The organism is Polaromonas sp. 39-63-25, from assembly GCF_002278925.1.
In the GTDB taxonomy this organism is placed as follows: domain Bacteria; phylum Pseudomonadota; class Gammaproteobacteria; order Burkholderiales; family Burkholderiaceae_C; genus Polaromonas.
On record NZ_NCJH01000009.1, the window covers coordinates 130,285 to 143,751 of the forward strand.

12 protein-coding genes are annotated in these 13,467 nt (G+C 63.0%); 1 reads left to right on the forward strand and 11 read right to left on the reverse strand.

Annotation, left to right across the window (positions count from 1 at the left end):
* Positions 1–62 precede the first annotated feature (62 nt).
* From thrS to B7X65_RS13245, 4 genes are all read right to left on the reverse strand, one after another.
* The gene (thrS, locus tag B7X65_RS13230) at positions 63–1,970 is read right to left on the reverse strand and encodes a threonine--tRNA ligase (protein ID WP_293594771.1); all 1,908 of its coding nucleotides are present in this window, start codon (positions 1,968–1,970) and stop codon (positions 63–65) included.
* 231 nt (positions 1,971–2,201) lie between these two features.
* Positions 2,202–2,387: a hypothetical protein gene (locus B7X65_RS13235; protein ID WP_293594772.1), complete on the reverse strand. Its 186-nt coding sequence runs from the start codon at positions 2,385–2,387 to the stop codon at positions 2,202–2,204.
* A gap of 144 nt (positions 2,388–2,531) precedes the next feature.
* Positions 2,532–3,851 (reverse strand): isocitrate lyase, encoded by a 1,320-nt coding sequence (gene aceA, locus B7X65_RS13240; RefSeq protein ID WP_293594773.1) that lies wholly within the window; start codon positions 3,849–3,851, stop codon positions 2,532–2,534.
* A gap of 387 nt (positions 3,852–4,238) precedes the next feature.
* A complete protein-coding gene (locus B7X65_RS13245) occupies positions 4,239–4,673 on the reverse strand; it encodes a gamma-glutamylcyclotransferase (protein WP_293594774.1) in 435 nt (144 codons plus the stop codon).
* Positions 4,674–4,811: 138 nt separating this feature from the next.
* Here B7X65_RS13245 and B7X65_RS13250 point away from each other — a divergent pair, with 138 nt between their 5' ends.
* Entirely contained in the window at positions 4,812–5,732 is a 921-nt protein-coding gene (locus B7X65_RS13250; RefSeq protein ID WP_293594775.1) for a DMT family transporter, read from the forward strand.
* Positions 5,733–5,760: 28 nt separating this feature from the next.
* On the opposite strand, the gene B7X65_RS13255 is transcribed toward B7X65_RS13250, so the two are convergent.
* The 7 genes from B7X65_RS13255 to B7X65_RS13285 form a co-directional block, all read right to left on the reverse strand.
* Positions 5,761–7,278 carry a malonyl-CoA synthase gene (locus B7X65_RS13255; RefSeq protein ID WP_293594776.1) on the reverse strand — a complete coding sequence of 506 codons (1,518 nt, stop codon included), beginning with the start codon at positions 7,276–7,278 and terminating at the stop codon, positions 5,761–5,763.
* Positions 7,279–7,323: 45 nt separating this feature from the next.
* Positions 7,324–8,100 (reverse strand): enoyl-CoA hydratase/isomerase family protein, encoded by a 777-nt coding sequence (locus B7X65_RS13260; RefSeq protein ID WP_293594777.1) that lies wholly within the window; start codon positions 8,098–8,100, stop codon positions 7,324–7,326.
* Between the two features lie 16 nt (positions 8,101–8,116).
* Positions 8,117–9,115 (reverse strand): tripartite tricarboxylate transporter substrate binding protein, encoded by a 999-nt coding sequence (locus B7X65_RS13265; RefSeq protein WP_293594778.1) that lies wholly within the window; start codon positions 9,113–9,115, stop codon positions 8,117–8,119.
* 43 nt (positions 9,116–9,158) lie between these two features.
* The gene (locus tag B7X65_RS13270) at positions 9,159–10,652 is read right to left on the reverse strand and encodes a malonyl-CoA decarboxylase (protein ID WP_293594779.1); all 1,494 of its coding nucleotides are present in this window, start codon (positions 10,650–10,652) and stop codon (positions 9,159–9,161) included.
* The gene (locus tag B7X65_RS13275) at positions 10,649–11,317 is read right to left on the reverse strand and encodes a GntR family transcriptional regulator (protein ID WP_293594780.1); all 669 of its coding nucleotides are present in this window, start codon (positions 11,315–11,317) and stop codon (positions 10,649–10,651) included. Before B7X65_RS13275 ends, B7X65_RS13270 begins: the two co-directional genes overlap by 4 nt.
* Before the next feature lie 321 nt (positions 11,318–11,638).
* A complete protein-coding gene (lgt, locus tag B7X65_RS13280; RefSeq protein WP_293594781.1) occupies positions 11,639–12,445 on the reverse strand; it encodes a prolipoprotein diacylglyceryl transferase in 807 nt (268 codons plus the stop codon).
* A 50-nt stretch (positions 12,446–12,495) separates the two neighbouring features.
* Positions 12,496–13,410 (reverse strand): LysR family transcriptional regulator, encoded by a 915-nt coding sequence (locus B7X65_RS13285; RefSeq protein WP_293594782.1) that lies wholly within the window; start codon positions 13,408–13,410, stop codon positions 12,496–12,498.
* Positions 13,411–13,467 lie beyond the last annotated feature (57 nt).

Below are 13,467 nucleotides of genomic sequence, written 5' to 3' on the forward strand. Positions count from 1 at the left end.
TAGCAGCTTGCGCCCGCCCAGCAAGGGCGACAGGCCAAAATCATCAACAAATGTGTCAGCAATCAGGCTTTTTGGGTAATGTCAGAAGCAATTGTTTGCGCAAAAGCTTCGAGTGACATGACGCCAAGGTCTTTGTTACCCCGGGCGCGCACGGCAACTGCGCCGGCTTCCTTCTCCTTGTCACCTACGACAAGGATGTAAGGCAGCTTTTGCATGGAGTGCTCCCGTATTTTATACGTAATTTTCTCGTTGCGCAGGTCAAGATTGACCCTAAGCCCTTGATTTTGAAGCCTTTTAGCTATTTCACGACAGTAATCGGCCTGGGCATCGGTGATATTGAGCACCGAAACCTGCACCGGCGCCAGCCAGGTAGGCAGTGCGCCGGCATGTTCCTCGATCAGAATCCCGATGAATCGCTCCAGGCTGCCGACGATGGCCCGGTGCAGCATCACCGGGCGGTGTCGGGCACCGTCCTCGCCCACGTATTCGGCATCCAGCCGCTCCGGCATCGAGAAATCAACCTGCATGGTGCCGCACTGCCATTGCCGGCCAATCGCGTCTTTCAGCGTGTACTCGATCTTGGGGCCGTAAAACGCGCCATCGCCGGGCGCGATTTCGAACTCGCAGCCGGAGGCGCGCAGGCTTTCCATCAGCGCCTGTTCGGCCTTGTCCCAGCTTTCGTCGGAGCCGATGCGCGCTTCGGGCCGCGTGGCCACCTTGTAGATGATGTTCTTGAAGCCGAAGTCGGTGTAGACCTTCTGCAGCAGCGTCGTGTAGTCGACACACTCCTTGAGGATCTGCTCTTCGGTACAGAAGATGTGGCCGTCGTCCTGCGTGAAGCCGCGCACACGCATGATGCCGTGCAGGCCGCCCGAAGGCTCGTTGCGGTGGCACTGGCCGAACTCGCCGTAACGCAGCGGCAGGTCGCGGTAACTCTTGATGCCCTGCTTGAAGATCAGGATGTGGCCGGGGCAGTTCATCGGCTTGAGCGCGTACTCGCGCTTTTCGCTCTCGGTCGTGAACATGTTGTCACGGTACTTGTCCCAGTGCCCGGTTTTTTCCCACAGCGTCTTGTCGATGACCTGCGGCCCCTTGACCTCCTGGTAGCCGTTGTCCTGGTAGACCTTGCGCATGTACTGCTCGACGCCCTGCCACACCGTCCAGCCCTTGGGGTGCCAGAACACCAGGCCGGGCGCATGGTCGTCGATATGGAACAGGTCGAGCTCACGACCCAGCTTGCGGTGGTCGCGTTTTTCCGCCTCCTCAAGCATCAGCAGGTACTGCTGCAGCTCGTCCTTGGTCGCCCAGGCCGTGCCGTAGATACGTTGCAGCATCTCGTTGTGATGGTCGCCACGCCAGTAGGCACCGGCCAGCTTCATGAGCTTGAAAAACTTGAGCTTGCCGGTGCTCGGCACGTGCGGGCCGCGGCACAGGTCCTCGAACTTGCCCTCGCGGTAAAGCGACACGTCTTCGTTGGCCGGAATGCTCGCAATGATCTCGGCCTTGTAGTGTTCGCCCTGCTCCTTGAAATAAGCCACCGCCTCGTCGCGCGGCAACACGCGGCGGGTCACCGGCTCGTCTTTGCCCGCCAGCTCGGTCATCTTTTTTTCGATGGCCGTCAGGTCTTCCGGCGTGAACGGGCGTTTGTAGGAAAAATCGTAGAAGAACCCGTTCTCGATCACCGGGCCGATGGTGACCTGGGCATCGGGAAACAGCTCCTTGACCGCATAGGCCAGCAGGTGGGCGGTGGAGTGGCGAATCACCTCCAGGCCTTCCGGGTCCTTGGCAGTGATGATGGACAGCGGGCTGTCACCCGAAATCAGGTGGCTGGTGTCCACCACCTTGCCGTTGACCTTGCCGGCCAGTGCGGCCTTGGCCAGGCCGGCGCCAATGGAAGCGGCGACCTCGGCCACCGTCACGGGCTGGGGAAATTCACGTATCGAGGCATCTGGCAGCGTAATTTTGATCATGGTGGTCAGGCTCTGGAAAACAAAAAGCGCGGAAACTGCCGCGCTTGGTAAAGGATGGGGATGGAGGCTTGCTATCTATTGAGTAGCTATAAATCACCAGGGGATGCGGCTAGCGCCCGGGGTGACTCCAAACTGGAGGCGTGATCGTAGTTCGCGGTGTCATAACCCGCGCGATCCTTCCTGTTTCCAGTTTGATTGATTGCATGGCGCTATTTTACGGCAGCTTGGTGCTCAGGCCCCACCCGGCGCGCCCGGAGGGACAAAAGCCAGCCCCAGGCAGCGCGGGCACTCGGTGATGACAGTCTGTTTTTCGACCTCGAAATCCTCGGTGATGTTTTCACTGTCAATGCGGAGTTCGCCCGTTCCGTTGCAGTCGGGGCAAGGCGTACGTTTGAATCCCATGGTGGCATCGGACATGAGGAGCTCCCGCAGAGTTGGCCTGAATCAGCCGCACTCTACGCGAAAACCGTTGCAAACCCAAGAAAAAAGCCCGGCCCACGCGTGTGGCGTGGGCCGGGCCGCAGGTCACCTCGGAAGGCAACCGCTATTTCAACGAACCGCTCAGTGGAACTGCTCTTCTTCGGTCGACCCGGTCAGCGCGGTCACGCTGGATTTGCCGCCCTGGATCACCGTGGTGACTTCGTCGAAGTAGCCGGTGCCCACTTCCTGCTGGTGCGACACAAAGGTGTAGCCGCGATCGCGTGCTGCGAACTCGGGCTCCTGCACCTTCTCGACATAGGCCGACATGCCGCGCTTGACGTAGTCCTGGGCCAAATCGAACATGTTGTACCACATGGAGTGGATGCCGGCGAGCGTGATGAACTGGTACTTGTACCCCATGGCGCCCAGTTCTTTCTGGAACTTGGCAATGGTTGCATCGTCGAGGTTTTTCTTCCAGTTGAACGATGGCGAGCAGTTGTAGGCCAGCATCTTGCCGGGGTGCACCTTGTGCACGGCGTCGGCGAACTTCTTGGCAAATGCCAGATCCGGCGTTCCGGTTTCGCACCACACCAGGTCGGCGTAATGGGCGTAGGCAATCGCGCGGCTGATCGCCTGGTCGATGCCCTTTTTGGTCTTGTAGAAACCTTCAGAAGTGCGCTCGCCGGTCAGGAAAGGCTTGTCGTTCTCGTCATAGTCGCTGGTCAGCAGGTCGGCGGCTTCCGCATCGGTGCGGGCAATCACCAGCGTGGGCACGCCGCAGACGTCGGCAGCCATGCGCGCAGCGATCAGCTTCTGGTTGGCTTCCACCGTCGGCACCAGCACCTTGCCGCCCATGTGGCCGCATTTCTTGACCGACGCCAGCTGGTCTTCCCAGTGCACGCCGGCAGCGCCGGACTTGATCATGGCCTTCATCAGTTCGAAGGCGTTGAGCACGCCGCCAAAACCGGCTTCAGCATCGGCCACGATGGGCGCGAAGTTGTCGATGTAGCCTTTGTCGCCGGCATCAATGCCCTTGGAGTGCTGGATTTCGTCGGCACGGCGGAAGGTGTTGTTGATGCGCTCAACCACCTGCGGCACGGAGTCGACCGGGTACAGCGACTGGTCGGGGTACATGGACGAGTAGCTGTTGTTGTCGGCAGCGACTTGCCAGCCCGACAGGTAGATGGCTTTCACGCCGGCTTTCACCTGCTGCATGGCCTGGCCCCCCGTCAGCGCGCCCAGGCAGTTGACGTAGGGCTCGGTGTTGACCAGGTCCCAGAGCTTTTCGGCACCGCGGCGGGCCAGCGTGTACTCGATCGGGAAGGAGCCGCGCAGGCGGATCACGTCGGCAGCGCTGTAACCGCGCTTGATGCCCTTCCAGCGGGGGTTGGTCGCCCAGTCTTTTTCGAGGGCGGCAATCTGCTGTTCGCGGCTCAGTTGTTCGGTGAGGGTCTGTGGCATGAGGTCACTCCGGAGGTTGAAAAATGGGGGGACAAACAGCGCTGCACTATCCATGCCTTTGCCGTTTGCTCTGGGATCAACTTTAAGTCTTCTACAAGACTTTGTGAAGCTCTTATGTCTTATATAAGAGAAAATTTATTTCCAACAAAATCAATGGCCTTTTTACAATATTTCAATATATGAAAAGTATTTTCTTGTATTGAGAAATATTACTGCGCTGCAGCATTTTGAAATTTCGTAATACGGAAGGCTTTTACCGGATCATGAAATGCGGGGTTGCTACCTTCCAGCTGGCTCATCGCTGGTGGCAAACGGCGGATCAAGCCAAGCAGACCATCCCGCAAACGGCTGCAGTCCTCCGTCTCACGTCACCCGCCACCCGCTGCCTCAGGGACGCTGCCGAAGATGGTCGAGCCAGTCGCCACCGGTGATCACCGATTGGCCCACCGCGCGGGCCGGGTTGATTTCATAAACGAGACAGTCCAGTTCCACCGCGCCAGACAGCGCCTGCGGCTGATCCAGCCGCACCCTCACCGCCTGCTTGCGGTACTCGCCGGTCTGCTGCGGCCAGACCTCCTCGATGACGTCGAGCTGGCGCTCCAGTTCGGCGCTGATGGTGTAAACCTCGCCGGTCACGCGAGCCGGGCCGCCCAGCACCACGCCCGGGTAAGGCCCGAGGTCGTAGAGCACACCGGCCACGCTGGCCAGGCCGACAAACTGCGGCGCCGGTCGCAGCCGCGTGATGTCGCGCACATCGCCGCGGCGCAGCGTGCCGTACACAAAGACATGGCGGCTGGCGGAAGGCGGCGTCGGTTCAGGCATGAAAGTAAGGCATGATTTCGGGCAAGCAGAAAAAGCGACCTGGAAGAACAAGCATCCCGGACTCTGCGGCGCACAGCAGCCAACAGCGCTGATGGCAGCCGCAGGGGCCACTCAACCCTCAACGGAAAACCCGGTGGAATGAACCGCATTGTGGCCTACGCCTGCCTGGCGCTCAGCATGTCCCTGGTCGGCAGTTATGTCGCGCTGTCCAAACCGCTGGTCGCGGTCTTCCCGGTCTTTCTGCTGGCCTGGCTGCGTTTTGGCATCGGCGGGGCGGCCATGCTGCACTGGCTCAAAAAGCCGCCCGGGGAAGTCCCGATGACGCGGCAAACCCGGCAACTGGTGTTTCTTGAATCCTTTCTCGGCAATTTCCTGTTTTCGATCTGCATGCTGTTCGGGGTGAGCCTGAGCAGCGCGGTGGCTGCCGGCGTCATCATGGCCGCCATCCCGGCCGCGGTGGCGGTGCTGAGCCGGCTCTTTCTCGGCGAGCGCATCCGCCCCCGGGTCGCGCTGGCCATTGCCTGCGCCGTCTTCGGCATCATGCTGGTTTCGCTATCAAAAACAGAGCTGTCTGCGCAAGTACAGAAAGGGCTGGAGGCCGATTTGGCATCCAGCCGGGCATGGCTGGGCAACCTGCTGCTGGTCGGCGCCGTGCTCTGCGAAGCCGCTTATGCGGTGATCGGCAAAAAACTCACCGGCGCGCTTGGCCCCAAACGCATCACCGCGCTGATCAACCTCTGGGGTTTTGCGCTGGTGACACCGCTGGGCCTGTGGATGGCCTGGGGGTTTGACTTTGCCGCCGTGGCAGCGGGCAGCTGGCTGTTGCTGCTGTTTTATGCGCTGGCCGCCAGCGTCTGGACCGTGTGGCTGTGGATGACGGGCCTGAAAGGTGTGCCCGCCAGCCAGGCCGGGGTGTTCACCGTGATGCTGCCGGTCAGCGCGGCGCTGGTTGGCGTTGGTGTGCTCGGCGAATCCGTGGGCGCGGCGCAGCTGGCCGCGTTTGCACTGGCGCTGGCCGGCGTGGCACTGGCCACGCTGCCGGAGAAAATGCGCCCCTGAACGCAGCAGCCCCAGGGAGCGTCAGACTTCAGGCAAACAGGGCCTTGTGCTGCTCGCGCAGGACGTTTTTCTGGACCTTGCCCATGGTGTTGCGCGGCAGCTCGCCAACGATGAAGCAGCGCTTGGGAATCTTGAAGTTGGCAAGCTGCGCCTTGAGCCGCGCGATGATCTGCTCGGCGTCCAGCGTCGCGCCGGCCTTGGCGATCACGATGGCCACGCCGACCTCGCCGAAGTCCGGGTGCGGCACGCCGATCACCGCGCTTTCAGCCACGCCCGGCATGTCGTTGATGTAGCCCTCGATCTCGGCCGGGTAAACGTTGTAGCCGCCGCTGATGATCAGGTCCTTGCTGCGCCCGACGATGGTGATGTAGCCACGCTCGTCGATCTTGCCGACATCGCCGGTCTTGAAGTAACCATCGGCGGTGAACTCTTCCTTGGTCTTCTCGGGCATGCGCCAGTAGCCCTTGAAGACGTTCGGCCCCTTGACCTGGATGCCGCCTATCTCGCCCGTGAGCAGCGGCTGGCCGGCATCGTCCTGCACCCGCAGGCTCACGCCGGGCAAGGCAAACCCGACGGTGCCGCCGCGCCGCTCGCCGTCGTAGGGGTTGGAAGTCAGCATGGCAGTCTCGCTCATGCCGTAACGTTCGAGAATCGTGTGGCCGGTACGCTCCTGCCATTCGGTGAAGGTTTCAATCAAGAGCGGCGCCGAGCCCGCGACGAACAGGCGCATGTGGAGGCAGGCCTCGCGGGTCAGCCCGGGCTCGGCCAGCAGGCGCACATACAGCGTGGGCACGCCCATGAACACCGTGGCCTCGGGCAGCTTCTGCACCACCAGCTTGGGGTCGAACTTCGCCAGCCAGATCATCTTGCTGCCGTTGATCAGCGCACCGTGGATCGCCACGAACAGACCGTGCACGTGGAAGATGGGCAGCGCATGGATCAGCACGTCGCCGGGTTGCCAGGCCCAGTAGTCCTTGAGCACCAGCGCATTGCTCAGCATGTTGCCGTGCGAGAGCATGGCGCCCTTGCTGCGGCCCGTGGTGCCGCTGGTGTAGAGGATGGCCGCCAAGTCGTCGGCGCCAGACTGTGCGATTTCGTGCCGGTCGCTGCAATGTGCGGCGCGGGCCAAGAGCGAGCCGGTGCGGTCGTCGTCCAGCGTGAATACGTTCTGCGTGCCCGCCTTGAAGGCGATCTTGCTGACCCAGCCGAAGTTCTTTGAGCTGCACACCACCACCGAGGGCTCGGCGTTGCCGATGAAATACTCGATCTCGCCGCTCTGGTAGGCGGTGTTGAGCGGCAAAAACACGTAACCGGCCCGCAGCGTGGCCAGGTACAGCATCATCGCTTCGACCGATTTTTCAACCTGCACGGCAACGCGCGCACCCGCCGGCAGGTCCAGCGACTGCAGCAGGTTGGCCATCATGGCGGTCGATCGTTCGAGGTCGCGCCAGGAGTAGTGCAGGCCGGTGTCGGTTTCCACCGCCACCGCATCGAGGTCTTTCGGAAAGGCTGCGCGCAGGGCGGCAAACAGGTTGTTGTTTTTCATCGCGTGGTACCTGGGAATCGAAAAAGTCAGAGGTCGCCCGCCCAACTAAAAATTTGGCGGACGTTTTTCAACAAAGGCCGACACACCTTCGCGGTGTTCGGCGGAGTCGGCGTAGGCATACGCCTTTGCTATCAGTTCAGCAGCAGGCTGCGCCCGCCCTTCCTGGGCCAGAGCCCGAAAAGTCTGTTTATTCAGGCGTGCCGCCGCGGGCGCCAGCCTGGCCACACGGCCGGCCGTCGCCAGGGCCTGCGCCGCCACCTCGCCGTCCGGCAACACGCGGTTCAGAAAGCCGCGCTGCAGCAAGGTGGACGCGTCGAGCACCGCCGCTGCCAGCAGCATCTCGCGCGCCGTCAACTCGCCCGCGGCGCGCAGCACGAGCGCGGCCTCACGCGGCGCCATCGGAAAACCGAGCTTGCCGATCGGTGCACCAAAGGTGGCGGACACGCCGGCCAGCCGCATGTCGCAACAGCTGGCGATCTCCATGCCTGCGCCCATGCAGGCGCCCTCGATCTGCGCCACGATGGGCAGGTCGCAGTCGAGCATGGCCTGCAGGCCGCCCCAGACCTCGTTTTCATGGAAGCCTTGCAGGGCGGCTTCTTCAAAGCGGAAGGCCGGGTACTCGGCGATGTCGCCGCCCGCACAGAAACTGGCGCCCTCCCCGCGCAGCAGCACGCAGCGCACATCGCCGCGCTGCTGCAGGCCGGTGAACACCTCGCGCAGCTGCTGCCACATGGCACGCGACATGGCGTTGAGCTTGCCCGGATGGGACAGGGTGACCATGGCGATGGGGCCGTCCGTGGCCAGCAGAACCTGTCCTCTCATGAATACTTTGGAAAGGTCAATCGAGTTTGGCGCCTGACGCCTTCACTACCTGCGCCCATTTCTTGACCTCTGCGCTGATGAAGCTGCCGAACTGCGGACCCGACAGCCCGGTGAACTCGGCACCCTGACGCGCCCAGACGGCCTTGGCTTCGTCGGTGGTGCAGGCCTTGCGGATTTCCTCGATCGCGCGCGCCTGTGCATCGGCCGGCATGCCCTTGGGGCCCCAGACACCGTACCAGGTCGTCACGTTGTAGTCGGGCAAGCCCATCTCGGTGGCGCTCGGCACGTCGGGAATGGCCGGGTTGCGCTTGTTGCCCGACACCATCAGCGCCTTGATGCGGCCGCCGGCAATGTGGCTGGCCGATGAGCCCAGGCCGTCGAACATCATTTCGACGTCGCCGGCAATCAGGCCCTGCAGGGCCGGGCCCGCACCGCGGTAGGGAATGTGGGTGATGAAGGTTTTGGTCTGCTGCTTGAACAGCTCGCCGGCAAGGTGGTGGGAGGTACCAGCGCCGGCCGAGCCGTAGTTGAGCTTGCCCGGATTTTTGCGGGCGTTGTCCAGAAACTCCTTGAAGTTGGCCACCTGCAGCTTTTGCGGGTTGACCACCACCACCTGCGGCACGCTGGCCACCAGGATCAGCGGCACCAGGTCTTTCTCGATGTCGTAGTCGAGCCTGGGGTACATGCTGGGCGCGATGGTGTGGTGCACCGCGCCCATGAACAGGGTGTAGCCGTCGGCTGGCGCCTTGGCTGCAATGCTGGCCCCCAGGGTGCCGCCGGCGCCGCCGCGGTTGTCAATGATCATCTGCTTGCCGGTCAGGCGTGCAAACTGCGCCGACATGGGGCGCGCAAACGCATCGGTACCGCCGCCTGCGGGAAAGGGAACAATCATGGTCACCGGCTTGGCAGGCCAGCCCGATTGCGCGTGGCTGCCCAGGGAAAACGCGGCAACGCCGGCGGCTGCTGCACGCAGCACATTGCGCCTGGACGCGTTGATGTCAAAGCTCGATGTCATGTCTGTCTCCTGTCGTTGTTGAAATAGGGTTTGGTTAGTGCGCTTACGAAATATACAAATCTTCGATGTCGCCCGATACGGGGATTTTCCCCTGTGACAGCAGCGCCCTGTGCTTGTCCAGGCGTTTGAGGTCATAGAGGTAGTTGACCATCAGCCCGCAGGACTGCTTGAGTCCCTTGGCCGACGGATCGCCCATCCAGTTGAGCCGCTCGATGCGCGCACCGTTGCCCAGGTGAAAGCGCGCCACCGCATCGAGCGGCTTGCCGTCGTCGAGCTCGCGCCCCAGGTAATGCGCCGCGCAACGCAGCAACATGCGGCGCACCGGCGATTTGTCGTCCAGGGCCGGCGCATTGTCGGCAGCAGTGAGGAAATGCTGCGCGGTGGGGGGTTCAAACCCGATGGCCCTGCCCAGCGCGGTGCGTTCCTTGTCATCGAGCAGCGCCAGCATCGCGCCGGCATGTTTCCCCAGCCAGTGACGGAAACCGGGAATCGGCGAGAGGGTCGCAAAGTGTTTGAGCCGCGGAAATTCGGCACGCAGGGTTTCCACCACGCGCTTGATCAGCGAGTCGCCGAAACTCACGCCGCGCAGGCCCGCCTGCGTGTTGCTGATGGAGTAGAAAATCGCGGTGGTGGCCTTGGCCAGATCCGCCGGTGCGGCCGACTCGTCGAGCAGCGGTGTAATGCCGGCGGCCATCTCGTCCATCAGGGCCACTTCGACAAAAATCAGCGGCTCATCAGGTATGCGCGGGTGAAAAAACCCATAACAGCGCCGGTCGCTGTCGAGCCGGTTTTTCACATCGGCCCAGCTCTTGATGTCGTGCACCGCCTCGTACTTGATCAGCTTTTCGATCAGCGATGCCGGTGAGTCCCAGCTGATGCGGCGCAGGTCCAGAAAACCCACGTCAAACCAGGTCGAGAACATGTACTCCATCTCGACATCGAGCGCCTGCAGGCGCCTGTCCGCCTTGAGGTAAGGCAGCATGTCGGCACGCATGTCGACCAGAAAGCGTATGCCTTCCGGAAACGCGCTGAAGCGCTGCAGCAGGCGCCTGCGCGGCGACACGGTGGCGCGGCGGTAGCGCACCTCGGCCACAGCCTCGTCGGGCGTTCCCACCGCGGCGGCAAACTGGGCTTGCGCCAGTTTGACCTTCTGCGCATCGGCGACAAACTGCTCACTCATCAGCAGCCACATGTCGCGCCGCTCGTTCAGCGCGGCGCCGGCATACCAGCCGGCCACGCCTTTGGCGCGGCGGCCGCCTTCGACTTCGCTGACCTGCGGGTCCACGATGGCCTTGAGCTCCTCCAGCGTGCGGCGCAGGACGCGCGGCGACAGCGCCTCCTCCTTTTGCCGCAAGGTGGCCTTCAGGCGCTCGCGGGTGGAGCGGGCCGGCGCCGGTGCCTCCGGCGAAGCGCCGGACGCTACCTTTTTGGGAGCATCTGACGCAGACACCACGGTGGCTTCAGCCGGTTTTGATGCTACTTTTTTGTCACCCGAGAAGCGCGACACATTGCGGTTGAGCCAGTCGGCGGCGGTCATGAGGCCACCCTCGTGCGCTGGTGGCGGGCCAGTTCGCGCAGGGCTTCGCGCTGGCGCGTCAGGTGGGTGCGCATGGCCGCGTCGGCGCCTTCGCTGTCGCGGGCCTTGAGCGCGGCAAATACCGCCATGTGTTCCGACAGACTTTGCGCCAGCCGGCCGGGCGCATGCAGCTGCTGCGCACGCGCCAGCTTGAGGATCTTGCGCAAGTCGGCGATTGCCGTGGCGAGCCAGCGGTTGTCGGCCAGCGTGATGATGGCTTCGTGGATCGCGAAATTGGTGTCGTAATACTCGTTGATGCGGCCGGCCCTGGCATGGCCGGCCAGCCGCTCGTGCAGCGTGGTCAGCGCCGCCAGGTCGGCGTTGCTCGCATTGCGCGCAGCCTCGTAGGCGCAGCGCCCTTCCAGCAGGGCAATCACCGGAAAGATATCGTCCAGGTCCTTCTCGGTGACCTCGCTGATAAAGCAGCCGCGCCGCGGCTCGTGGCGCAGCAGCCCCTCCGCGGTCAGCACCTTGAGCGCCTCGCGCAGCGGCGTACGGGAAATCTGCAGCCGCTCGCACAGGACCAGCTCGTCCAGAAAACTGCCGGGCGCATAGGTACCGGCAAAAATCTGTTCACGCAGGGTGGCAGCCACTTCCTGGTGCAATGAATTCTGGACGAGTCGCATGATGGTATCCGTTGGTCGTCGTATGGCGGAAAAATGCCTGGGCGGGTCTGGCGGTGGCGGTGGGCATGTGCCTGGCTTTTGCCGGCCCTCTGCGCCTCCGCGTTCTCATTCATCGCTACCGTAATTTTATGTAATTACACATAATTATGACGAGCAAGCCTGTGGAGTGCAAGCCGCTTCAGCGACAAACCAACAGGTGAAAACCCGCGGTTTCCGGGGCCTAAAAAAGGGAGGCTACCGTTATTGCAAGTGGATCGGGTCGGAAGTAAGCTATCAAAACGATAGCTGCTGACGCCCGACCAGCAAGGACTGAGGCCACTTTCAGGCTCTTTTTTCAGCCCACAGCCAGAGCCAGACACCGGCCGCGATCATCGGCAGGCACAGCCACTGACCCATGCTCATGCCCAGCGCCAGCACGCCGAGGAAGTCATCCGGCTCGCGGAAAAATTCGGCGATGAAACGGAACACGCCGTAACCGACGAGAAACGCCCCCGACACCTGCCCGGTCTTGCGCGGCTTGCGCGCATACAGCCACAGCAGCACGAAGAGCAGCAGCCCTTCCATCAGGAACTGGTAAACCTGCGAGGGGTGGCGCGGCAGCATGGAGCCGCTGTGTTTGAACACCATGCCCCAGGGCAAATCGGGGCTGCTGAAGCGGCCCCACAACTCGCCGTTGATGAAGTTGCCGACCCGCCCTGCCGCCAGCCCGGTGGGCACGCAGGGCGCAATCAGGTCCATCACCTGCAGCCAGGGCTTTTGCCGCGTGCGGGCAAACCAGACCTGCGAGACAAGCACGCCGATCAGGCCGCCATGAAAACTCATGCCGCCCTGCCAGACGTAGAAAATTTCCAGCGGATGGGCCAGGTAATAACCGGGCTTGTAGAACAGGCAGTAGCCGATGCGCCCGCCCACCACCACACCCATCACCCCCAGAAACAGGATGTCCTCAATGTCCTTGCGTCCCCAGGCGGCCGCCCCGGTCATCGACGCATAAGGTTCATGCCGCAGGCGGCGCAAACCAAGAAACAGGAACAGGCCGAAGGCAGCCAGGTAGGTCAGGCCATACCAGTGGATGGCCAGCGGCCCCAACTGCAGGGCCACAGGATCGATGGTGGGGTGAATCAGCATGCGGCTTATTGTGCCAGCGTGCGCCCGCGGCAGCCGATGCGGCCGGGCCGTCAGTCCGGCAGCGCCGGGGCAAACGCAACCAGGCGCTGAAGGCAGGGATTGGCCGCGTCTGCAGGCCAGAACAGGCTGGTTTCGCAAACCGGCACGCGGCGACCTTGTTTACCTGCCACGCTGCGGTACACCACACCGGGCCGCTGGAACTGCCGCACACTGTCGGGCACCCAGGCCACGCCCAGGCCGGCCGACACGAGGTTCACGATGGTCTGCATCTGGATGGCCTCCTGCGCCACCTGCGGCGGCTGCGCGCCGGCATGGTACATGCCGAAGATCGCGTCGTACAGCGAAGGCAGAATGCGGCGCGGAAAAATCACCAGCGGCTGCGCCAGCACCTCGTCGAGCGCCAGGGACGCCTTCGCAGCCAGCGGATGCTGTTCGGGCAGCGCCAGCACCAGCGGCTCCCGGGCGACCAGCCGGCGCGTCAGGCCAGGCGGCGCAAAACCCGGGGAATGCAGCATGACCCCGGCGTCGATGTCATGGCGTTCAAAAGCCTGCAACTGCATGTCGCCGGTGGCCTCGAGCAGTTCCAGCTGGACCTGCGGCGCATGTTCGCGGAAAGCCCGCACCCAGGCGGGCAGCAGGGAAAATCCGGCGGTCGACACGAACGCCAGCCGCAGGCGGCCGACTTCTCCGGCCGCCGCCGCCCTCACCTGCCCGGGCAGGGCCTGCGCGCGCGTCAGCAGGTCCAGCACCTGCGGCAGCAGCGCCAGCGCCGCCGCCGTCATGTGCACGCTGCGTTTGGTGCGATCGAACAACCGCACGCCCAGCAGCTTTTCCAGATGGGCAATCGCCTGGGTCAGCGGCGGCTGCGTCATGTGCAGGCGCGCTGCGGCACGGCCGAAGTGCAGCTCTTCGGCCACAGCCACAAACTGGCGCCAAAGCCGGAGTTCTATGGTTGGATCAGTCATATGCCATACATATTAATACAGCCTGAAAAATATATTGGAAGCGCTGGATGAGGCGGC

Excerpts from the sequence above, each read along its gene's own strand:
- thrS (WP_293594771.1), bottom strand. The coding sequence starts at position 1,970 with ATGATCAAAATTACGCTGCCAGATGCCTCGATACGTGAATTTCCCCAG.
- B7X65_RS13235 (WP_293594772.1), bottom strand. The coding sequence starts at position 2,387 with ATGTCCGATGCCACCATGGGATTCAAACGTACGCCTTGCCCCGACTGC.
- aceA (WP_293594773.1), bottom strand. The coding sequence starts at position 3,851 with ATGCCACAGACCCTCACCGAACAACTGAGCCGCGAACAGCAGATTGCC.
- B7X65_RS13245 (WP_293594774.1), bottom strand. The coding sequence starts at position 4,673 with ATGCCTGAACCGACGCCGCCTTCCGCCAGCCGCCATGTCTTTGTGTAC.
- B7X65_RS13250 (WP_293594775.1), top strand. The coding sequence starts at position 4,812 with ATGAACCGCATTGTGGCCTACGCCTGCCTGGCGCTCAGCATGTCCCTG.
- B7X65_RS13255 (WP_293594776.1), bottom strand. The coding sequence starts at position 7,278 with ATGAAAAACAACAACCTGTTTGCCGCCCTGCGCGCAGCCTTTCCGAAA.
- B7X65_RS13260 (WP_293594777.1), bottom strand. The coding sequence starts at position 8,100 with ATGAGAGGACAGGTTCTGCTGGCCACGGACGGCCCCATCGCCATGGTC.
- B7X65_RS13265 (WP_293594778.1), bottom strand. The coding sequence starts at position 9,115 with ATGACATCGAGCTTTGACATCAACGCGTCCAGGCGCAATGTGCTGCGT.
- B7X65_RS13270 (WP_293594779.1), bottom strand. The coding sequence starts at position 10,652 with ATGACCGCCGCCGACTGGCTCAACCGCAATGTGTCGCGCTTCTCGGGT.
- B7X65_RS13275 (WP_293594780.1), bottom strand. The coding sequence starts at position 11,317 with ATGCGACTCGTCCAGAATTCATTGCACCAGGAAGTGGCTGCCACCCTG.
- lgt (WP_293594781.1), bottom strand. The coding sequence starts at position 12,445 with ATGCTGATTCACCCCACCATCGATCCTGTGGCCCTGCAGTTGGGGCCG.
- B7X65_RS13285 (WP_293594782.1), bottom strand. The coding sequence starts at position 13,410 with ATGACTGATCCAACCATAGAACTCCGGCTTTGGCGCCAGTTTGTGGCT.